Below are 20,504 nucleotides of genomic sequence, written 5' to 3'. Positions count from 1 at the left end.
GCCCCGCAACAAAATTGCAGGGCTTACATCTATTAGCAGGACGCGAAAAACTTATTCAGCTTCGATGCTGATAAATTTACGGTTTTTCGGGCCTTTAACTTCGAACTTGACTTTACCGTCAGCCAAAGCAAACAGAGTGTGATCTTTGCCGCAACCCACATTGATGCCAGCGTGGAATTTAGTACCACGTTGACGAACGATGATGCTACCAGCCAATACTGCTTCGCCGCCAAAACGCTTAACGCCCAGACGTTTACTTTCGGAGTCACGACCGTTACGAGTCGAGCCACCAGCCTTTTTATGTGCCATTTGTCCGCTCTCCTAAAACTTAAGCGCTGATACCGGTGATTTTAACATCAGTGAACCACTGACGGTGACCTTGCTGCTTACGGTAATGCTTACGACGGCGGAACTTAACGATCTTGATTTTGTCGCCACGACCGTGAGCAACTACTTCAGCTTTGACCAGACCGCCATTGACTAAAGGAGCGCCGATATTGATTTCTTCACCGTTAGCGATCATCAGAACTTGGTCAAACTCAATTGTTTCACCAGTTGCGATGTCCAGCTTTTCCAAGCGAACGGTTTGACCTTCGCTTACTCGGTGTTGTTTACCACCACTTTGGAAAACCGCGTACATATAAAACTCCGCTTTCCGTGCACCCTACTTAAGTAGTCCAGAGCGCACTATAAATATTCATATTAGGGCGCGAATTCTACGCAAAAACGGAACGGATGACAAGCGCAGAATAGCTGCAAATGAAGAAAAAAAGCACAGTTACTTACATGTCATTTATTTAACGCATTTTTCAAGTACAATCATGGCCTCAGGGTACGCCATGTAATAATGTTAGCCGCGATGTCATCGTAGTCATAGAGAAAAACAGCTGAATAAAACAATGAACCTAGAACAGATTATCGAGTTAACCGCGCAGGATATGGCGGCCGTGAACGCAACCATTCTCGACCAGTTGAATTCCGATGTAACGCTCATCAATCAGTTGGGATATTACATTATCAGTGGCGGCGGAAAACGAATTCGCCCCATGATCGCCGTGCTGGCAGCTCGGGCGCTGGACTACCAAGGCAATAAGCACATCAAGATCGCTGCATTGATCGAGTTTATTCACACGGCAACATTACTGCACGATGACGTCGTTGACGAATCCGATATGCGACGCGGCAAAGCCACGGCTAATGCAGCCTTCGGCAATGCGGCCAGCGTGCTGGTCGGTGACTTTATTTATACACGTTCATTTCAGATGATGACCAGTTTGGAATCGCTGCGTGTTCTGCAATTGATGTCGGAAGCGACCAACGTCATCGCAGAAGGCGAAGTCATGCAACTGATGAATTGCAATAATCCGGATATCACCGAAGACAGCTACATGCGGGTCATTTACAGCAAGACAGCCCGTCTTTTCGAAGCCGCGTCTCAGTCTTCGTCGATCCTTGCCGATGCCAGCCCGGAACAGGAAATGGCGTTTCAGGATTATGGTCGTTATTTGGGGACAGCATTCCAACTGATCGATGATTTACTGGATTACAGCGCCGATGGCAGCACGTTGGGCAAAAATACCGGCGATGACTTGAATGAAGGTAAACCAACCCTACCGCTCCTACATGCCATGAACAACGGCACTGCTGAGCAAGCGGCAATGATTCGCAAAGCCATCGAAGAAGGTAATGGGCGACATTTACTGGAACCGGTTCTGGAAGCCATGCGCCAGTGCGGTTCTCTGGATTATACCCGTCAACGTGCCGAAGAAGAGGCTGATAAGGCCATCGCCGCATTGCAGATTCTACCTGATACGCCATATCGACAGGCACTGGAAGGGTTGGCACATATCGCTGTACAGCGTCAATTTTAAGAAATATTAGGAAACAGCCCAGAAGTTGAGAAGCAACTGGGTATTCTCCCGATGATTGGCTAGCGATTGGCCAGACGAGCGAGCAACTTCCCCACGCCCTCACGAAAAATGAACGCAATAACCAGCTCGCGTTCAGCTTCCGTTAACTGGTAGTAAGCCTCAATCCAGACTTGCAATGGATCTTGCCTGGCAATGACATACTCAGCCGGCTCTTCGCGCATTCTGATCAGTTCCAATACCTGAGAGGGTAAGCTATTAATATGATATTCAATCGCTTTTCCCTGAACTCCGCGCCGACGGCGCAACTCCCAGTCTTCACGTCGAGCCATCTGATTAATTCCTTGTGGCGAGGAGGGAAGCCCCGCAATGCCAGTTAATTCCTTGGCTGAAAACCACTGTTTTTTCATTGGTCTACTCTCTACTTTACTCAACAGGTCGGGCACCCGAAACGCTATCTGAATACCCGTCGTAGCATTAGTCAGGTAATCGCCAAACGCGTCATTAACGAACCAATTCCTTCACGCAAAATGAAACTGATCATTTTTTCGCGCTCCGCTTCGGTTAACTGATAGTAGGCCTCGACCCATACCGCGATCGGCTCCTGCCGAGTGACAACATAATCCACAGGATCTTCTTTAAGACGCAAAAGATTAAGTACACCTCCCGGTAAGCTATCAATATGATATTCAACTGCTTTACCCTGAACTCCTCGGCGGCGACGTTGTTTCCAGCCCTCACGTTTGGCCATGAGGTTTATTCCTTGTGGAGACGAGGGTAACCCCGCAATACCTGTCAGTTCCTTGGCAGCAAACCACTCTTTTTTCATAACCTTTCTTCTCTACTATGCGGTAACACGCAAAAAAGGAATTTTTTAGAAAAGATTTGAAAATCATTTAGAAATTTGATGTTATCCTGTTTCCCAATGATTACTTTTCGTTCGTAATATGATTAACAATACACCGTTAGTTATACCACTAACATGCCAGCAGCTTAGTAAAAAAAAGGATTAAAGATGATTTTAAGGAAATCTGATTGGCACCCTGCCGATGTTATTGCAGCATTGCGCAAGAAAGGGACAACTCTGGCGGCACTCTCTCGGAATGCCGGTCTCAGCTCATCAACACTCGCTAACGCCCTGACACGCCCATGGCCGAAAGGTGAATGGCTTATCGCCGAATGTCTGGAGATTCATCCTTCAGAAATTTGGCCTTCCCGTTATTTTGATATAAAGACGGGCGCCTTACTCGATAGAAAAACCCGTATTCGCGCAGTACCTATGGAGCCGTCATAAAAAAACCGCCGGTGGGCAACCACCGGCGGTTCATCAATACAGGAGAGCAAAGGTGTATCAAAAACTGATGCTCTTCACTTTTTAGTCAATCAACATCATTTGTTAACGAAATTCACGCCCAACTCAATATCTTTGTGCAGCACGTCAAGCATGCTTTCCAATGCGTTTTGTTCAAACGCACTCAGTTTACCGATATCCTGACGTTCAGCGACGCCATCTTTGCCCAGTAAAATCGGTTGTGCAAAGAAGCGCGCATACTTGCCATCGCCTTCCACATAAGCGCATTCAACGATACCACTTTCGCCTTGCATAGCACGAACCAGAGACAAGCCGAAACGCGCAGCAGCCTGACCCATCGACAGGGTTGCAGAGCCGCCACCCGCTTTGGCTTCAACCACTTCAGTACCCGCATTCTGAATACGTTTGGTCAGATCGGCAACTTCTTGCTCGGTAAAGCTCACCCCTGGAATTTGTGACAGCAAAGGTAAGATAGTCACGCCCGAGTGACCACCAATCACTGGCACTTCGATATCCTGCGGTAATTTACCTTTAAGTTCAGCAACAAAGGTATTTGAGCGAATAGTATCGAGAGTGGTAATACCGAACAGTTTGTTTTTGTCGTAAACACCGGCTTTTTTCAACACTTCAGCCGCAATCGCTACGGTGGTATTTACCGGGTTGGTAATGATACCAATCAGTGCTTTTGGACAAGTTTTGGCAATTTGTTCCACCAGATTACGCACGATACCGGCATTAACGTTAAATAGATCCGAACGATCCATGCCAGGCTTACGGGCTACACCAGCAGAAATCAGAACAACATCAGCACCATGCAGTGCAGGGGTAGCGTCTTCACCGCTGAAACCTTTAATTTTGACTGCGGTAGGGATATGGCTCAGATCGACAGCAACACCCGGAGTGACCGGAGCAATGTCATACAGAGAAAGTTCTGAACCTGAAGGAAGCTGGGTCTTGAGTAGAAGAGCGAGGGCTTGGCCGATACCACCAGCAGCACCGAGAACTGCAACTTTCATCCTATACTCCTTTTTTATATTTAATTTAAATTTGCCGTGAATTCATTTATTTACGCACCTTAGTTTATTGCGTTTTTAAACACAATCTATTAACAGTTAGATTGAGATATCACGCATTAAAAATAGGTGTAAAGTCGGCTTATTTTAGAGTAATTCGCTTATCGATTAATGATATAGCGCACATTCTTCTAAAAATTACCTCAGCATCCACAACAGGTTAATCGGCGGTTACATTACACCCTTCCACAACATCAGAACAACATCATTTTAATAACATTTCCGCTACTACCGCTTGAATACCCAGTAAAGATTTTAGGCATAATAGATAAAGATATATTTACCCGTGATTGTTATTTGCTTTGATATAAGAGCTTTTATTGTTTCTTTCCTGCGGTGATGTTGAATAAAAATTCAACTATATGCATAATCACCTTCCAAACTATCCACTTCCTCAGGTGAAAAATGCGCAATCCCGCAAAACAAGAAGACCTTATCAAGGCGTTTAAAGCGTTATTGAAAGAGGAAAAATTTAGCTCTCAAGGCGAAATTGTTTTGGCACTGCAAGAGGAAGGGTTTGAAAACATTAACCAATCCAAAGTCTCACGTATGCTGACCAAGTTTGGTGCCGTTCGAACCCGCAATGCAAAAATGGAGATGGTTTACTGTCTTCCCGCAGAACTTGGCGTGCCAACAACCAGCAGCCCATTGAAGAATTTGGTTCTGGACGTCGATTATAACGATGCGATAGTGGTCATTCACACGAGTCCAGGTGCGGCACAGCTCATTGCACGCCTGCTGGACTCCTTAGGCAAAGCAGAAGGTATTCTTGGCAGCATCGCTGGGGATGACACTATTTTCACTACCCCAGCCAAAGGTTTTAGCGTTAAACAGTTGCATGACGCCATTCTGGGGTTATTCGATCAGGAACTTTGATTCCGGCGACAATGCCAAAAAGCGGATAGTGAAATTTACTGCTGATTCCATTCCCGCGGGGCAGTAATCTATCGGCACCATGATGACTGTCAGCGGTAACGCAGGAATGCTTCAGATAATCCTTTCGCTGTCCTATCCAGCGAACCCTGTTGCCCCCGCTGCCGGGGGCTGTTTATCTAATCTAGTCCAACACTTCCTGCTGAGCTTTTTTATCCAATGCTTCCAGCAACTTATTATGAATACCGCCGAAACCGCCGTTGCTCATCACTAAAATATGGTCGCCCGGCTGAGCCGTTTTGACGATCATTTCCACTAATGTATCAATATCGGCGTTCCAGGAAGCTGGCTGAATACAGGCATCGGCCACCTCAGCGACCTGCCAGGGAATATGCTGCGGCTGGAACAGAAAGACCTCATCAGCGCGGCCTAACGACGGTGCCAGCTCATTTTTGCACAATCCCATTTTCATGGTGTTAGAGCGAGGTTCCAGCACTGCCAGAATACGTGCTGTTCCACCTACTTTGCCGCGCAAAGCTGCTAACGTGGCCAGAATCGCCGTTGGATGATGCGCGAAGTCGTCATAAACTGTCACTCCATTCGCTTCACCACGTAATTCAAGGCGGCGGCGGGCATTGATGAAATCAGCCAACGCACGGCAAGCATCTGCCGGTTGCACACCAACATGACGAGCGGCGGCAATCGCCATTAAGCCGTTATGCATATTATGCTCGCCGACTAGCGACCAATTCACCTCGCCAACCAGTTCATTATCAAGGAATACCTGATAGGCGCTGGCATCGACCGTAACTTTTTTCGCCGACCAACTCCCCGTATCGCCGACAAATTCCTGCTCACTCCAACACCCCATTGCCATCACTTGTTTCAGGTGATTATCGTTATCCGGCAGAATAATCTTGCCCTTACCCGGTACGAGACGGACCAAATGATGGAATTGTTTCTGGATCGCTTTCAGATCGTCAAAGATATCAGCATGATCGAACTCCAGATTATTCATGATCAGCGTACGAGGGCTGTAATGGACAAATTTGGATCGTTTATCAAAGAAAGCACAATCGTATTCATCTGCTTCGATTACGAAGAATGGGCTATTACCCAGACGAGCAGAAACGTCAAAGTTACCCGGCACGCCGCCAATAACGAAGCCTGGCTCATAACCACAGGCCTCAAGTATCCAGGTAACCATGCCCGCCGTCGTGGTTTTACCATGCGTACCCGCAACGGCCACCACCCAACGCTCGGGCAGTACATGATCGTGTAGCCATTGCGGACCGGAAACATAGGGAATACCACGTTCCAGTACCGCTTCTACACAGGGATTACCTCGAGTCATCGCATTACCGATGATCACCAGATCTGGCACAGGATCGAGTTGGGTAGGATCGTATCCTTGGATCAAATCGATCCCTTGACTCTCCAATAAGGTACTCATCGGTGGATATACGTTAGCGTCGGCCCCGGTGACCTCATGCCCTAACGAGCGAGCCAGCATCGCCAGCCCCCCCATAAACGTGCCGCAAATACCTAAAATATGAATGCGCATAAATGTTTCCGTCTGATTGCGTCGAGTTTAACGCTATTCTACCGCTCAGAATCCGAGAGAAGAAATGGAATTGCCTATGAATCAATCTTAGCTTTGGGCTACACTGCGAACACATTGTAAGTTGTTTGTTAGTCATTCGATATTCAACCGTAGATTCAGGGATTGTGTCATGAAAACGTTAGGCGAATTTATCGTCGAGAAACAGCAAGACTTCTCTCACGCCACTGGCGAATTGACTGCATTACTGTCAGCTATCAAATTAGGCGCCAAAATTATCCACCGCGACATTAACAAGGCGGGCCTGGTCGATATTCTCGGCACCAGCGGCGCTGAAAATGTCCAGGGTGAAGTTCAGATGAAATTGGATTTGTATGCCAATGAAAAACTGAAAGCGGCACTTAAAGCGCGTGGTGAAGTTGCTGGCATTGCATCTGAAGAAGAAGATGACATTGTTATTTTCGAAGGCGAGAGAGCTGAGAATGCCAAATATGTGGTTCTGATGGACCCATTAGATGGCTCTTCTAACATTGATGTAAATGTCTCCGTCGGTACTATTTTCTCTATCTATCGTCGTATTACTCCAATCGGCGAATCTGTCACAGAAAAAGATTTCCTACAGCCGGGCAGCGCACAGGTTGCCGCTGGCTATGTGGTCTACGGTTCATCAACCATGCTGGTCTACACTACCGGTTACGGTGTACACGGCTTTACTTACGATCCGTCGCTGGGTGTTTTCTGTTTATCCCATGAAAAAGTTCGCTATCCAGCAACCGGTTGCATGTACTCCATCAACGAAGGGAATTACATCAAATTCCCTCTGGGTGTGAAAAAATACATCAAATATTGCCAAGAACAAGATGATGCTACACAGCGCCCTTATACCTCGCGCTATATTGGTTCACTAGTAGCCGATTTCCATCGTAACCTGTTGAAAGGCGGCATCTATATTTATCCAAGCACCGCTAGTCACCCACAAGGTAAACTGCGCTTGCTGTACGAATGCAACCCAATGGCGTTCCTGGCTGAACAAGCTGGCGGCAAAGCCACTGATGGTGTCAATCGTATTCTGGATATCGTCCCGGAGAAATTGCACCAGCGCGCCCCATTCTTCGTCGGAACCAAATCCATGGTGGAAGATGCAGAGCGTTTTATCGCTCAGTTCCCCGGTTAATTTATCTCGGGTATCCATGCAATTAAACAGCGACCATCAGGTCGCTGTTTTTTTTATCCGATGTGCTGTAATACCTCGGTCTTCAGGCCGGGGAGGATGTCAAACTTAGGATTTTCAATATTCATTTTTATTATGGAATCCAGTGGCTCCATACTGGTTGGCGGCGGCTCTGAAGGGTTCCGAGCAAGTCAGGACAAAACAAGCTGAAAATAGAGACGATGATTAGATCACAAGATTTCTGTTCAGCATAAGAAGCTTCATGTCGCTCATCCCTCTATTATCCCAATGTGAAAAGGGCAGGAATTAAAAAAAGAGTTGGCTATAATAGCCAGCACTCCATTTCTGGTTTGATAAAAGGAAACCGACATGAGCTTGAACCAAGTACCAGCAGGTAAAGACCTGCCAGAAGATATTTATGTGGTGATCGAAATCCCTGCCAACGCCGATCCAATCAAATATGAAATCGACAAAGAAACCGGCTCTCTGTTCGTGGACCGTTTCATGTCTACCGCCATGTTCTATCCATGCAACTACGGCTACATCAACAACACACTGTCTTTAGATGGTGATCCGGTTGACGTACTGGTGCCGACTCCTTACCCATTACAGCCGGGTTCAGTCATTCGTTGCCGTCCAGTCGGCGTGTTAAAAATGACCGACGAAGCGGGCGAAGATGCCAAGTTAGTGGCTGTTCCTCACAGCAAACTGACCAAAGAATATGATCACGTTAAAGATGTGCAAGATCTACCTGAGCTGTTGAAAGCGCAGATCAAACACTTCTTTGAGCACTACAAAGATCTGGAAACCGGCAAGTGGGTTAAAGTTGACGGTTGGGAAAATGCGGCAGCAGCTAAAGCTGAAATCGTTTCTTCTTTCGAGCGCGCAGCTAAGAAATAATTCTGCTGTGGCTCGACAAAAAAACACCGCTCAATGAGCGGTGTTTTTTCATTTTCAATCAACTGGCAGCTACTCTGGGTGTTCTTCGTGGCGTTTAAGCCAGTCACCACTGTAAATCCGCGGCAAACCTTCAACACTAAGACGATAAAGATAGATCCAGGCACTGCCATAAGGCGTCTGAATCAGCTCGCGTCGGTAATCTTTAGTATTACTCTTCAGTTCGTCCAGCTCGGTCATAATGGCTGAGTTTATACGATAAACTTCACAATGCACCTGACCCTCGCCTGGGATAACTGCCGGGTAATGACCGAGGTTATACATTTCATAACCATCGAGGCCATATTCACCCAAAAGCTGGGCATCAGTCATCCAATGACTGTTACCTTGTTTGCGCCGTAAACTACCGTAGACAATAATTCGCATCATTAAAACTCAAACTGATAGAGCACATCTAATGCCTGATTAATACCAGACACCGCCTCCAGATACAACCTGGGCATCAAACGATAGCGTAATGTCAACGTTGCCAATGAGTCAAATATACCGACACCATATTTTACCTGGAGATCTTTGGTGACGTAACCACTGACAACCACTTGAGAACTATCACCGACGCCTTGGGTATCCAACGCCAGGTCACTGACGCCAAATGCCTCGCCGATTTTCCCCACCAACTTGCCACTCTGCGCCACGCCCATGCCGATCAGCATCGACGTCATCATACTGCTATCGGTACCGGAATTACTTAGACCTTGACCACGTAACAGATAAGATAGCGCTTCCTGCTGAGATTTAACCGGGTCTGAGAATATTTCAAGCTGAGGCGCATCTGCCAACCCCGTCACCCGCACCCCGGCGGTCACGCCGTCTTCGGTGGAGTCAGGGTTACGGATCGCCTCAATATTCAACAACGGTTGATCTGGCGGGCCGGAGAACAGCAGCAAACCTTTACGTACGATCAAATCTTGCCCATAAGCGCGGAAGCTACCCGACGGGATATTTATTTGCCCATTAAGACCTAGACCACGCTGATCCTGCACCATTTTCAACTCGCCTTGCAGGCGCGCTTTCAAACCAAAGGCATTCAGACGCACATCTTTACCGATATGAATCATCAGATTGCTGTTTATCGGAATACCAACATTTCTTGGTGTGATCGGCTGGAGATCGTTATTTAGCATCACCTCATCAGAAGAAACACCCACCGCACTTTCCGGCACTTCTTGTACCGTAATTCGTGCCCATGGAATATCAACTGAGCCATTCAGGGAGAAAAGCTGCGGCGTCGCTTCAAAAATGATATCTGGCGAGACATCGACACGAACCATTGGCGGTATAGTGACTCGCAGCTTATTCCCCTGCGCCGCAATTCTGGCTCGCCATGCATCAATATTACGCCAATCGGCATCACCCGTCAGGTTGAGCTGACCATGGGTCGTTTTAACCAAACCTTCCAATCTGGAAGTCATGCCGTCGAAATTCACCGCTAGACGTCCATCGGTAATATCCAGCGGCATCCAACTACCATCAATATCGACGCCATCCAGCGCCAGTCGACCAAATACCAACGGATTCCTGGCATTCCCCCCCAAACGCAAATTGGCATTCAATATGCCTTTGGCTTTCTCACCATCACTGAGGATCGGATTAATCATCGCCAGTGAAATCTGACTGATCGCCACATTACCGGAAAGATTGCGTCGTCCTTGCGGATCGGCAATTTGTACCTGACCATTAAATTGGCCGTTATTTGCCAGTTTTATTAGCCAGTCAGCCTGAGCCCGACCATTATTTAACTCCGCATTCAGATTCAGAGTATCAAAGGCCAGCGGCAGCGGTTTTCCCTGCACCATCTGTTTGACGTTGACACCATTGCCCACCAACGACACCCTGGCCTGTGGTAATGCACCACCTTCTTTCCAGCTGACATCCGCTTTACCACTGAATATGCCATTCAGCGTCGTATCCGGGCCGAGGAATGGCTTGATCATCGCCAGATCAAAGCGATTCAGCACCACACTGGCCTGCCCACTTGGGCCTGCTTCAATCGGGCGAGGTACACAGAGTTCCGCATTCGGGTTTAGCCAACAATGTGGCCCGATAGTGATTTTCTGTGCGGTATTGAGATAATCAAGTGCAATCGCACGGCTTAAACGCCATTCGCCTACCGGCGTATCAAAACGCGTATTATTAAGGTTGCCGCGCCAGCGTTGCTGTTGCCGATCGAAACTACCGTCCAACGCCAATTGGCCAGAAACCGGCTCTCCCTGAATATTCAAGCGTAACTGATGCTGTTTTTCACTGCCCTTGGCGTCTAACGTCAACAATCTGACCAGTAAATCGTCTTGTTTCAGTTGTTCAACCCGAATCGCCAGCTGGCCTTGAATCTGCTCAGCGGAGCGGACATCACCATCCACTTTGATGCGTTGAATATGCAGCGCCTGCCACTGTAAATCGGTGGCCGTCAGATCGGCCAAGAGTTGCGGTGCCGTCAGATTACCGCGCAGTTTCAAATGGCCTCTGACCACGCCAGCCAAGCCGGGTAATGCGCCGTCAAGGCGCGGTGCATCGACGTTAACATCAAGCACCCACTTATCGTTCAGATCGCCCTTCATATCCAGTTGATTACGACCCAACGCCAGATTGATTCCCGGAATATGCCACTGACCAGCGGCATTACCCGTAAGAGAGCCTCGGGCGGTTACCCGATTCTGTTTAACGTTGCCATCCAGCGTCAGTTCCGACACATTCAACTGCCAGCTACCGCCATGCAGACTGCCGCGAGTGACAATTTTCCCGTCCAGTTTGCCGGGCCATTCCGGCCACTGCTTCGCCGTATTGATACCATTTAATGTCAATACTGAATTCCAACTGACCGCCTTACTCCAGTCCACCACTCCGGTGAGGTCGGTATTGCCTTGCAACGCCGCCAGACGCAACCGAGTCAAAGTAAACTGTTCTAGGTTACCTTTACCGTCAAAAGTAAACACCGCAGGCGGAATATCAGCACCTTTCACGTCAGCCCGAATAGACAAAGCATAATCCGTTGCCTGACCATTCAAACGCGTTTTGAAATTATCAATCTGGAACTGGGCATCACCGGTAAATGGCCAACGAAGCTGTTTACTTTGCAACGTCAATGCCAACGGTAAACCGGCTTTAGCCAGTTCAGCCTGAGCCTCAAGCTGGGCGCTAACCGGGCCGGAAAGATTTAATCCTACCGTGAGTTGATCCCGTAAACCGCCAGCCAGATTCAGTTTGATTCTTTCGCCTTTCAGCGGCTCGATATTGATGGTGCTATTAACAACCAGTTCCAGCGGCCACTTATCGGCCAGCGTTGCCTTGCCACTGGCGGTTAAGCCACCTTGCGGAGATTTAATCTCCAGAGTTTCCAGTTTGACATGCTGCTCCTCCGTACTGGCTTTCAGTATCAGACTGGTGATTAATACTTCGCTGTCGCCAGTCAGGCGTAGCTGTTGGGCATTAATTTCGCTGAGCTGTAGATCAATCGGTAAGCGGAAATCAGGTAATGCTGGCAGCAATGGCTTGGCAAACAGCGTTTTTAAGGTTTCCCCTAAAGACAACTCGGGTTCTACACCTTTGACCAACGCTGGCTCTTTTTCGCCATCAATGGCCTTTTCCGGCGCTTTTTTTACTGTAATCGCAGCTTCTATCGCTGGTTTCACGGCATCAGGCACCGTTGCCGATGCCGTTTTCGGCAGGGCGATCAGAAGCCCGCTGATGTTGGTTGGCATTAATCTCAGGGCGCGCTGTTGCCAATGTGCGCCAGTGCGGAATTCGTCCAACGAAATGGCCGTATCATCCACGGTCACTTTGACATGATTGATTGCCAGTAACCGCAGGGTTATCGGATATGGCGTGCTGAGTTCCCCCAGAGGTTTGGTATCGGGAGGCACCGGTTCTGAAGCTGGCAACGCCTTGGTATCGACGACGATATCAATATCCTGCGCGGTCAGTGCATTCACACAAAGTTCACTGCGTTTAAGGCAAGATAACTGCAAAGAAAGATGGAACTGACCGGCTTTCACCGTCACGCCCGGCATTTGATATTGAATGCCTTTTAACGTGAGATCCCGCCATCCACCGCTGACGCTGGCAATATCCAGCCCCGGAACCCAACGCGCGGCGCTGTTGATTAAAAAATGCAGGCCTGTCGTGGTGCCGAGCAAGCCAGCCAGAGTCCCGATGAGCAATAGCAGAACAAGTAAAAATGCGATACTGAGCTTCTTTAACCCACTCATAATTCAGGCCCCAAACCAATATAGAATTGCACTCCGTGGTTTTCTTTATCGCCAATGGGCCTCGCGAGATCAAATTTTATCGGCCCGACTGGCGATTCCCAGCGTACACCAATACCGGCACCGGTTTTAAAGTCGCTTTTTCGGATATCGTTAACCGCTTCCCCTGAATCGATAAACACCGCACCCCACCATTTTCCACTGACGTTATATTGGTATTCGAGAGAGCCCGTCGCCAATTTGGATGCCCCACTCAATTTTCCAGAGCTATCCAGCGGTGAAATACTTTGATATTTATAGCCACGCACACTGCGATCGCCACCGGCGAAGAAACGTAATGACGGTGGAACCCGGTCAAAATTATTGGTTTCTATCCAGCCCAGATTTCCCCGCGCCACAAAGCGATTTTTTTCACCCAAGCTGCGAATCCACACGTTTTGTGCCTGAAATACCGCAAAGTCGACGTCAGAACCCCAAGTGGTATCAGAAACATCAATGGAATAACGCTGGCTATCCCCCCAAGACGGCATGGCACCTCCGCGCTGACGAGTACGGTTTATGCTGACGCCAGGATACAGCAGCATCGTCGTATCCGTTACCTGCCCTTGGGTAAAGTGGTCGAGGCTCCAGCGCAGATTGACTGAACGCTGCCAACCGCTGGACATATCCCAGAAACGCGCCACGTTCAAGGTCGTGGTATCAGACTTGGTATCGTTGAGATCGGTACGTTTGAAACCGCCCTGTAGCAAATAATATTGCTCAAGTGGATTTTTCAATAGCGGAATACGGTAGCTGAAATCAAGACTTTGCTCAGGAGCAGAAATGTTGGCACTGGTTGTCAGGCTATGGCCTCTGGAGTTAACCCAAGGCTTGCGCCAGCTCGCTTTAACACGCGGGCCAATATCAGTAGCAAAACCACCACCCAGTTCCACGGTATTTTCGGTGCGCGGCGTCAGAACCGCATCCAACGGCAGAATTTTGCTTTTTTTAGCATCACGAAAATCAGGAGAAACGACCACCGAGTTAAACCAATTGGTTGCTGCCAGACGGCGGTTCAATTCAGCCAGATCGTCCGAGGTATAATCCTGTCCGTCATGAAAAGGAACCAGATTTTGCAGATAATCTTCACGGATTTGCGATCCTTGAAAATTAACCTTACCAAAGCGATAGCGTTCACCGCTGTCAAAATCGATATCCCAAAAGGCTTTTCGCAATTCGGCGGCAATACCTAACTGACTTTTTATCATGTTAGCGTCGAAATAGCCCCGACGTAGCGCCAGGTTGGTCAGCGAACCTTTGAAGCTGTCGAATTGACCATGATTCACTATGGTACCGATTTTCGGTGTATCCCGACGCACCAGCGCCAAATAGGATGGGTCGGTTTTTGCGCCGCCTTGTAGCTGAATATCCACACCCGCAATCAGCACCGGTTCACCGGCCGTCACGCTGACTCGCAAAATGGAACGTGCTGGTGCCGGTTTAGGCTGAAAATCAAATTCAATGGTAGGGTCGTAATAGCCAAGAGCGCGTAACCCCTGACGAATTGCCTGATCTACCCTGGCGCGAAAACGCCCGTCAGCCGTAATTTCATCAGTGTCGATCGTTGATAGACGCGCACGGACATTTCTTTCAAGATCCCCGCTAAGACCTTCAACCTGCAACCGAATATTGGCGGCAAAAACAGATGGTGTGGCGAGTAATGCACACAAAAAACACACAATAGGGTATCGTGGCACGCGTACTCCTAATTAATTTTTATGTTCCTGTAAAAACGATCTCACCGGTAACTGAGGATAATAGCGGAGATTCACGCCATAATTCCCTTTCCAAAGACCGATTTAAGCCTGTCGCCCCTATGATTCTGCGTTAAGCTGATACATTAACGCAATATGCGCCTTATTGTGTGCAAACTCGCAATCAGATACAACTATCTATCTTTTTACAATGTGATAACCGGAGTTAATTGGGTGCACAATTCAGAAAAATCTTCCATTGTCAGCCAGCAAGATGCTTTGCCGGGACGCACGACACCAATGTGGGTAGCCGCCAACCACGCCGTAAATGCTCATTCCATGACGCTGATACCTGAAGGTATGGAAGAGGCCATTTTTGCCATGGGCTGTTTTTGGGGCGTTGAACGCCTGTTCTGGCAGCATCCAGGCGTTTATAGCACTGCCGCAGGTTATAGCGGTGGTTATACATCCCATCCGACTTATCATGAGGTTTGCAGTGGCCGTACCGGTCATGCCGAAGTCGTTCGGGTGGTCTTCGATCCGAAGAGGATCAGCTATGACCAACTATTGCAGATTTTCTGGGAAAATCACGATCCTGCGCAGGGCATGCGACAAGGTGGTGATATGGGAACCCAATATCGCTCAGCGATCTATATACTGACGCCTCAGCAGCAAGAGCTGGCTGAAGCCAGCCGTAAGCGCTTCCAACACGCGATGTTGCTCGCGGGCGATAAACGCACCATCACCAGCGAAATAACTGCCGCGCGACCGTTCTATTATGCAGAAAACGACCACCAGCAATATCTGTATAAAAACCCAGAAGGTTACTGTGGCATTGGCGGTATCGGCGTTTGTCTACCACCTGATTTGTAGAGCTGGCGGCCATCTGATGGCTACTGCTATACTACTCGGGCTGTTCACTCAGCCCGATGGCAGCGTTCCTGCTCGCCATTTTAATTTTATATGTATGACCCTTCCTTACGATCGCCGACTGAATCGTCGGTACGACACGGATAGATTATGTTAAACAGTATCTTACTGATTCTTTTTCTGATCGCGGTAAGTGCCTTTTTCTCTTTATCAGAGATTTCACTGGCAGCTTCACGCAAAATCAAACTTAAACTTCTTGCCGATGAGGGAAACATCAACGCACTGAGAGTGCTGAAACTGCAAGAGACACCGGGTATTTTCTTTACGGTGGTACAGATCGGCCTGAACGCTGTGGCTATTTTAGGTGGTATCGTCGGTGACGCAGCCTTTTCACCTTCCTTTAAAGCGATATTTGAACGCTTTATGTCACCAGAAATGGCGGACCAGACCAGCTTTATATGTTCTTTTGTATTGGTAACCAGCTTATTTATTCTGTTTGCCGATCTGACGCCGAAGCGCATCGGTATGATTGCACCAGAGACGGTTGCCGTCCGGATCGTCAACCCGATGCGTTTCTGCCTGATGATTTGCCGCCCATTGGTGTGGTTCTTTAACGGCATGGCCAACCTGATTTTCCGCTTATTTAAATTACCAATGGTACGTAATGATGATATTACATCCGACGATATATACGCGGTGGTAGAAGCCGGAGCATTAGCTGGCGTCTTACGTAAGCAGGAACACGAGCTGATTGAAAACGTATTTGAACTGGAATCTCGTACCGTACCGTCATCAATGACCTCCCGTGAAAGCGTGATTTATTTTGACCTGCGGGAAAGTGAAGAAAGTATCAAAGAGAAAATCTCCACCCATCCGCACTCCAAATTCCTAGTGTGTGATGGCCATATCGATCAGGTCGTCGGCTATGTCGATTCGAAAGATTTACTGAACCGGGTGCTGGGTAATCAAAGTCTGGTATTAAGCAGTGGCGTACAAATCCGCTCAGCTCTGATCGTGCCAGATACGCTAACGCTGTCTGAAGCGTTGGAAAGCTTTAAAACTGCCGGTGAAGATTTTGCAGTAATTCTTAATGAATATGCCTTAGTGGTAGGGATTATTACCCTAAACGATGTGATGACAACGTTAATGGGTGACCTGGTTGGTCAAGGACAGGAAGAACAGATTGTTGCCCGTGATGAAAACTCGTGGCTGATTGAAGGCGGTACGCCAATCGACGATGTGATGCGTGTATTGGATATTGATGAATTCCCGCAGTCTGGCAACTATGAAACCATTGGCGGTTTCATGATGTATATGCTGCGTAAAATTCCTAAACGCACTGATTTTGTCAAATATGCAGGCTATAAATTCGAAGTAGTCGATATCGACAGCTACAAAATAGACCAGTTGTTGGTGACCAAACTGAGCGATACTCCGGCACCGATATTGCCAAAAGCACCTCACGAAAGCAGCGATGCCTAACCAACCGACACTGAGTGACTAGCTTAAAAATATTAGCGGCCCCAATATGGGGCCGCAATTAATTTGGCGTGACTGCTTGATGTCTTTTCAACCCATTTCTGCCTGTAGCCGCAGAACCTGGCGATTTACCTCAGACATAACATTGAAGTGGCGTTTATCCCGCACTTTCGGTGGTAAAATCTTACCTTTGTCAAACTCAAATGCTCCCATGTCCTTGATATATAGACGACCACGGAATAGGGTTTTGACATAAATCGCGACTTTAGCAGGGTTGTAACGCTGGAAGATCCTCATTCTTTTACTTTCCTCCCATGACACAAATACGCTCCGCGACGGGGCTAAGCGACCACGATCACAGGTAGCGTAAGATAATTGCAGTGTAATAGACCGGAAGTATTGCGCTTAGTTCCGCTAAAATCAGTCATACATACTGCATTTACATAAAATTACAGAAGCAGATAAAGATAAACCGTTATCAAGTCAGAATAACCATCTAGATAGTGACGGTAACCGAGATCACGGCCAAACAGGACAGACCTCTGATCTACGCCTATGATTTGGAAACTTGTCTCACGGTGTGGCGCAAGTGCCCTACATTATTCATAAGACCTTTCCACGAGGACATAACATGATAAAAAATAGCCTGCTCATTCTATCTCTTCTCTTCACGCCACTGCTCGCTTGCGCCCATAATATCCAGCTTGATCAGCGAGTGCCTCCGGTTGGCGTCAGCGATAAAGGCGAACTCGATCTGGCTAATGATAAGTTTAGCTACAAAAACTGGAATAGCGCGCAGTTGGTCGGCAAAGTTCGCGTCGTACAACATATCGCGGGCCGCAGCAGCGCCAAAGAAATCAATGCGCCTTTGATTGAAGCCATCAAAGCGGCCAAATTACCTCACGAACATTACCAAACGACGACGATCGTCGACACCGATGATGCCATTATCGGCACAGCAATGTTTGTGCGTAACAGCATTGAAGACAGCAAGCGCGAGTTCCCTTGGTCACAGTTTATTGTCGACAGTAATGGCAACGTGAAAAAAGCCTGGAACCTAGCAGCCAAAAGCTCAACCATTGTGCTGCTGGATCAGAATGGCCAGGTTCGTTTCGTAAAAGATGGGGCATTAAGCGCGGAGGAAGTGCAGCAGGTCATCGCCCAACTGCACCAATTGCTAAATCGCTAAAACAACGACACTCTGAAACCGGGGTTCAGGAACGATTCTCGCGGGATATAGCATAAAGGTTTACCCTGCCAGTCATTCACCTGCGCCCCGGCGGCTACCGCTACAGCATGCCCAGCAGCGGTATCCCAAACGTTGGTTGGCCCGAAACGGGGATACAATTGCGCCTTACCCTCAGCAACCAGACAGAATTTAAGAGAAGAGCCCACCGATACCGTTTGGTGTTCACCCAACTGTGCCAGATAATCCCTCAATTCCGCATCGCTGTGGGAGCGGCTCACCACCACCAGCGGTAATGGTGCATCACGCACCTGAATCTGCATCCGCCGCCCGCCTTCTTCCTTCCACGCCTGTCCGTTTTCAGCGCAATACATCACATCCGTTACCGGCGTGTACACTACGCCCAGCACTGGCATACCTTGCTCGATCAGCGCGATATTCACGGTAAATTCTCCGTTGCGATTAAGGAACTCTTTGGTGCCATCCAACGGATCAACCAGCCAATAGCGCTGCCAATGTTGGCGAATTTCCCAGGCAGGAGGATCTTCTTCCGATAATAAAGGAATCTCCGGCGTCAAGGCCTCCAGACCGGCTTTAATAATATGATGGGCTGCCAGATCTGCCGCAGTCACTGGAGAGTCATCTTTTTTTTGTGCGACATCAAGAGGCCGATCTCCATCATAGACCGCCATAATGGCGGCCCCAGCATCGCGTGCCAATAGGCAAATTTGCTCTAACATCATCCACCTCTGAAGTTATCAATCATTCTGCTCGTCGCTGGTTGGCACACCGAGAGCCGGTTTTGACCGGTTGGCCACACCCTCTTCCCTCTATTTATTTTAGAAGTAAATATGAAAAGAGAATCTAAGCAACTGACGAATTAATTCTTAATGGCAGACTAGTGATTTTTCTGCCGAATAGCTATCTCCCGCTGAAGTTGCAATAAAATCAAGACGATTAACCTGCTATAACTGTGAGCCTCTACATGTTAATCAGCGCTGCTCTCTGTGAATAGACCCCAGTTTCCTAGACGGTTGCGTGCCTCATGAACCAGGCACTTTCATAAACTGCAGGTGGTTGATCTTCACAGGCACTGTGACGCCGTTTAGCATTATAAAACATCTCTACATAATCGAAGATATCCGCCTTCGCTTCTTCTCTATTTTTATAGATCCGTTTCTTTATGCGTTCTCGTTTTAGCAACTGAAAAAAGCTTTCAGCCACCGCGTTATCATGGCAATTACCTCGGCGACTCATGCTGCTTTTTAAATTGTGAGCGGTCATAAAATGCTGACATCTTTCGCTCGTATATTGCGAGCCCTGATCCGAATGGATTAGTACTTTTGCCGTTGGTTTACGTCGCCACACTGCCATCAACAACGCGTCCATCACCAGCTCTGCTGTCATTCGCCCCCCATACTCCAGCCGATAACCCGACGCGAGAAAAGATCGAGAACAACGGCCAGATACAACCATCCCTCATGCGTTCTGATATAGGTCATGTCACTCACCCAATGCGTATTGGGGGTAGGAACAATGAACTGGCGTTCAAGGTAATTAGGGTTGGCAACTGATGTTTTTCCGCCGCCGTAATAGCGGCGTTTCCGATATCCGGTTTGAGAAGCCAACTCTGCAAGCCTCATTAGGCGCGCGATCCTGTTACGCCCAGCTCGCTCACCCAAGTCTTTCATGTCGAGCCAGATTTTTCGATAACCATAAACCGTACCACTTTCAAGCCACAGTTGTTTAATGAGGCCTGTTTGGCGCTCATCTTGCCTGGCGCGCAGAGATTGAGGCCGTTTTAGCCACTGGTAATAACCGCTGTAATGGAGGCCAAGAACCAGACACAACCGGCGTACCGCATAAAAGGTCGACATTTTTTTAATGAAGGCGTACTTCAGCCTGACGTTCTTGCAAAGTACGCGGCGGCCTTTTTTAAAATATCTCGCTCTTCAGTCACCCGCTTAAGTTCTTGCCTGAGGCGCTTTACTTCGTGCTGGAGGGCATCGTCCTGCTTGCGCTGTGGTTCGGGTTTTTGGTAACGCTTGATCCATGCGTAAAGGCTATTGGTGGAAACACCAAGTCGTGCCGCAACCTCAGAAACAGGGTATCCCTGCTCGTTAATCTGTTTTACAGCTTCAATTTTGAATTCTTCAGTGAACGTTTTGACTGACATAAACACTCCTTCATTAGGCCTCCATTATGAGGCAAAAAAGTGT

General features: G+C 48.2%; 19 protein-coding genes and 1 pseudogene. 8 read left to right on the top strand and 12 right to left on the bottom strand.

The annotated features are described in order from the left end of the window. Positions 1–51: 51 nt before the first annotated feature. Together rpmA and rplU are read right to left on the bottom strand one after the other, a co-directional pair. Positions 52–309, bottom strand: a complete 258-nt coding sequence (rpmA, locus tag DJ39_RS05030; protein ID WP_002210179.1) for a 50S ribosomal protein L27 — start codon at positions 307–309, stop codon at positions 52–54. Between the two features lie 19 nt (positions 310–328). Continuing rightward, entirely contained in the window at positions 329–640 is a 312-nt protein-coding gene (gene rplU, locus DJ39_RS05025) for a 50S ribosomal protein L21 (protein WP_004722998.1), read from the bottom strand. A gap of 259 nt (positions 641–899) precedes the next feature. Here rplU and ispB point away from each other — a divergent pair, with 259 nt between their 5' ends. Beyond that, the gene (gene ispB, locus DJ39_RS05020) at positions 900–1,871 is read left to right on the top strand and encodes an octaprenyl diphosphate synthase (RefSeq protein ID WP_004723000.1); all 972 of its coding nucleotides are present in this window, start codon (positions 900–902) and stop codon (positions 1,869–1,871) included. Positions 1,872–1,930: 59 nt separating this feature from the next. Here the strand turns inward: ispB and DJ39_RS05015 are convergent, their stop codons facing one another. Both DJ39_RS05015 and DJ39_RS05010 read right to left on the bottom strand, forming a co-directional pair. Then, a complete protein-coding gene (locus tag DJ39_RS05015) occupies positions 1,931–2,278 on the bottom strand; it encodes a DNA-binding protein (RefSeq protein WP_004723002.1) in 348 nt (115 codons plus the stop codon). A gap of 71 nt (positions 2,279–2,349) precedes the next feature. Further along, the gene (locus tag DJ39_RS05010; protein WP_004723005.1) at positions 2,350–2,697 is read right to left on the bottom strand and encodes a DNA-binding protein; all 348 of its coding nucleotides are present in this window, start codon (positions 2,695–2,697) and stop codon (positions 2,350–2,352) included. Between the two features lie 186 nt (positions 2,698–2,883). On the opposite strand from DJ39_RS05010, the gene DJ39_RS05005 reads away from it, so the two are divergent. Beyond that, positions 2,884–3,162, top strand: a complete 279-nt coding sequence (locus tag DJ39_RS05005) for a helix-turn-helix domain-containing protein (RefSeq protein WP_004723007.1) — start codon at positions 2,884–2,886, stop codon at positions 3,160–3,162. A gap of 95 nt (positions 3,163–3,257) precedes the next feature. Here the strand turns inward: DJ39_RS05005 and mdh are convergent, their stop codons facing one another. Then, positions 3,258–4,196 (bottom strand): malate dehydrogenase, encoded by a 939-nt coding sequence (gene mdh, locus DJ39_RS05000; protein WP_004723009.1) that lies wholly within the window; start codon positions 4,194–4,196, stop codon positions 3,258–3,260. A 462-nt stretch (positions 4,197–4,658) separates the two neighbouring features. On the opposite strand from mdh, the gene argR reads away from it, so the two are divergent. Next, the gene (argR, locus tag DJ39_RS04995) at positions 4,659–5,129 is read left to right on the top strand and encodes a transcriptional regulator ArgR (protein WP_004723011.1); all 471 of its coding nucleotides are present in this window, start codon (positions 4,659–4,661) and stop codon (positions 5,127–5,129) included. A 181-nt stretch (positions 5,130–5,310) separates the two neighbouring features. On the opposite strand, the gene mpl is transcribed toward argR, so the two are convergent. Then, positions 5,311–6,690 carry a UDP-N-acetylmuramate:L-alanyl-gamma-D-glutamyl-meso-diaminopimelate ligase gene (gene mpl / locus DJ39_RS04990; RefSeq protein WP_004723012.1) on the bottom strand — a complete coding sequence of 460 codons (1,380 nt, stop codon included), beginning with the start codon at positions 6,688–6,690 and terminating at the stop codon, positions 5,311–5,313. A 169-nt stretch (positions 6,691–6,859) separates the two neighbouring features. Here mpl and fbp point away from each other — a divergent pair, with 169 nt between their 5' ends. Beyond that, a complete protein-coding gene (gene fbp / locus DJ39_RS04985) occupies positions 6,860–7,861 on the top strand; it encodes a class 1 fructose-bisphosphatase (RefSeq protein WP_004723015.1) in 1,002 nt (333 codons plus the stop codon). A 366-nt stretch (positions 7,862–8,227) separates the two neighbouring features. Then, positions 8,228–8,758 carry an inorganic diphosphatase gene (gene ppa, locus DJ39_RS04980; protein WP_004723016.1) on the top strand — a complete coding sequence of 177 codons (531 nt, stop codon included), beginning with the start codon at positions 8,228–8,230 and terminating at the stop codon, positions 8,756–8,758. Between the two features lie 69 nt (positions 8,759–8,827). Here the strand turns inward: ppa and DJ39_RS04975 are convergent, their stop codons facing one another. The 3 genes from DJ39_RS04975 to tamA are packed head-to-tail and all read right to left on the bottom strand — an operon-like array spanning position 8,828 to position 14,753. Then, positions 8,828–9,181: a gamma-glutamylcyclotransferase family protein gene (locus DJ39_RS04975; protein ID WP_038241946.1), complete on the bottom strand. Its 354-nt coding sequence runs from the start codon at positions 9,179–9,181 to the stop codon at positions 8,828–8,830. A 2-nt stretch (positions 9,182–9,183) separates the two neighbouring features. Further along, on the bottom strand, positions 9,184–13,020 hold the full coding sequence (gene tamB / locus DJ39_RS04970; protein WP_038251199.1) for an autotransporter assembly complex protein TamB: 3,837 nt from the start codon (positions 13,018–13,020) through the stop codon (positions 9,184–9,186). Continuing rightward, on the bottom strand, positions 13,017–14,753 hold the full coding sequence (gene tamA, locus DJ39_RS04965) for an autotransporter assembly complex protein TamA (RefSeq protein ID WP_038241815.1): 1,737 nt from the start codon (positions 14,751–14,753) through the stop codon (positions 13,017–13,019). The genes tamB and tamA overlap by 4 nt, the downstream gene beginning before the upstream one ends. Positions 14,754–14,984: 231 nt before the next feature. Here tamA and msrA point away from each other — a divergent pair, with 231 nt between their 5' ends. Together msrA and paeA are read left to right on the top strand one after the other, a co-directional pair. Further along, positions 14,985–15,623, top strand: coding sequence for a peptide-methionine (S)-S-oxide reductase MsrA (gene msrA / locus DJ39_RS04960; protein WP_004723022.1), 639 nt, complete (start codon positions 14,985–14,987; stop codon positions 15,621–15,623). 147 nt (positions 15,624–15,770) lie between these two features. After that, complete coding sequence (gene paeA / locus DJ39_RS04955; protein WP_038241817.1) at positions 15,771–17,102, top strand: polyamine export protein PaeA; 1,332 nt, start codon at positions 15,771–15,773, stop codon at positions 17,100–17,102. 87 nt (positions 17,103–17,189) lie between these two features. On the opposite strand, the gene DJ39_RS04950 is transcribed toward paeA, so the two are convergent. Continuing rightward, entirely contained in the window at positions 17,190–17,396 is a 207-nt protein-coding gene (locus DJ39_RS04950; RefSeq protein WP_004723029.1) for a DUF1107 domain-containing protein, read from the bottom strand. Between the two features lie 334 nt (positions 17,397–17,730). On the opposite strand from DJ39_RS04950, the gene DJ39_RS04945 reads away from it, so the two are divergent. Continuing rightward, entirely contained in the window at positions 17,731–18,288 is a 558-nt protein-coding gene (locus DJ39_RS04945; RefSeq protein ID WP_038251198.1) for a YtfJ family protein, read from the top strand. Here the strand turns inward: DJ39_RS04945 and cysQ are convergent. Together cysQ and DJ39_RS18355 are read right to left on the bottom strand one after the other, a co-directional pair. Continuing rightward, positions 18,285–19,025, bottom strand: coding sequence for a 3'(2'),5'-bisphosphate nucleotidase CysQ (gene cysQ, locus DJ39_RS04940; RefSeq protein WP_038251197.1), 741 nt, complete (start codon positions 19,023–19,025; stop codon positions 18,285–18,287). The genes DJ39_RS04945 and cysQ overlap by 4 nt on opposite strands. A gap of 286 nt (positions 19,026–19,311) precedes the next feature. Then, a pseudogene (locus tag DJ39_RS18355) lies at positions 19,312–20,461 on the bottom strand (IS3 family transposase). Positions 20,462–20,504 lie beyond the last annotated feature (43 nt).

The sequence above is a fragment of the Yersinia ruckeri ATCC 29473 genome, assembly GCF_000754815.1.
Lineage (GTDB): Bacteria > Pseudomonadota > Gammaproteobacteria > Enterobacterales > Enterobacteriaceae > Yersinia > Yersinia ruckeri.
Note: the sequence above shows the minus strand (reverse complement) of the source record. Positions and strands in the feature narration are given on the sequence as shown.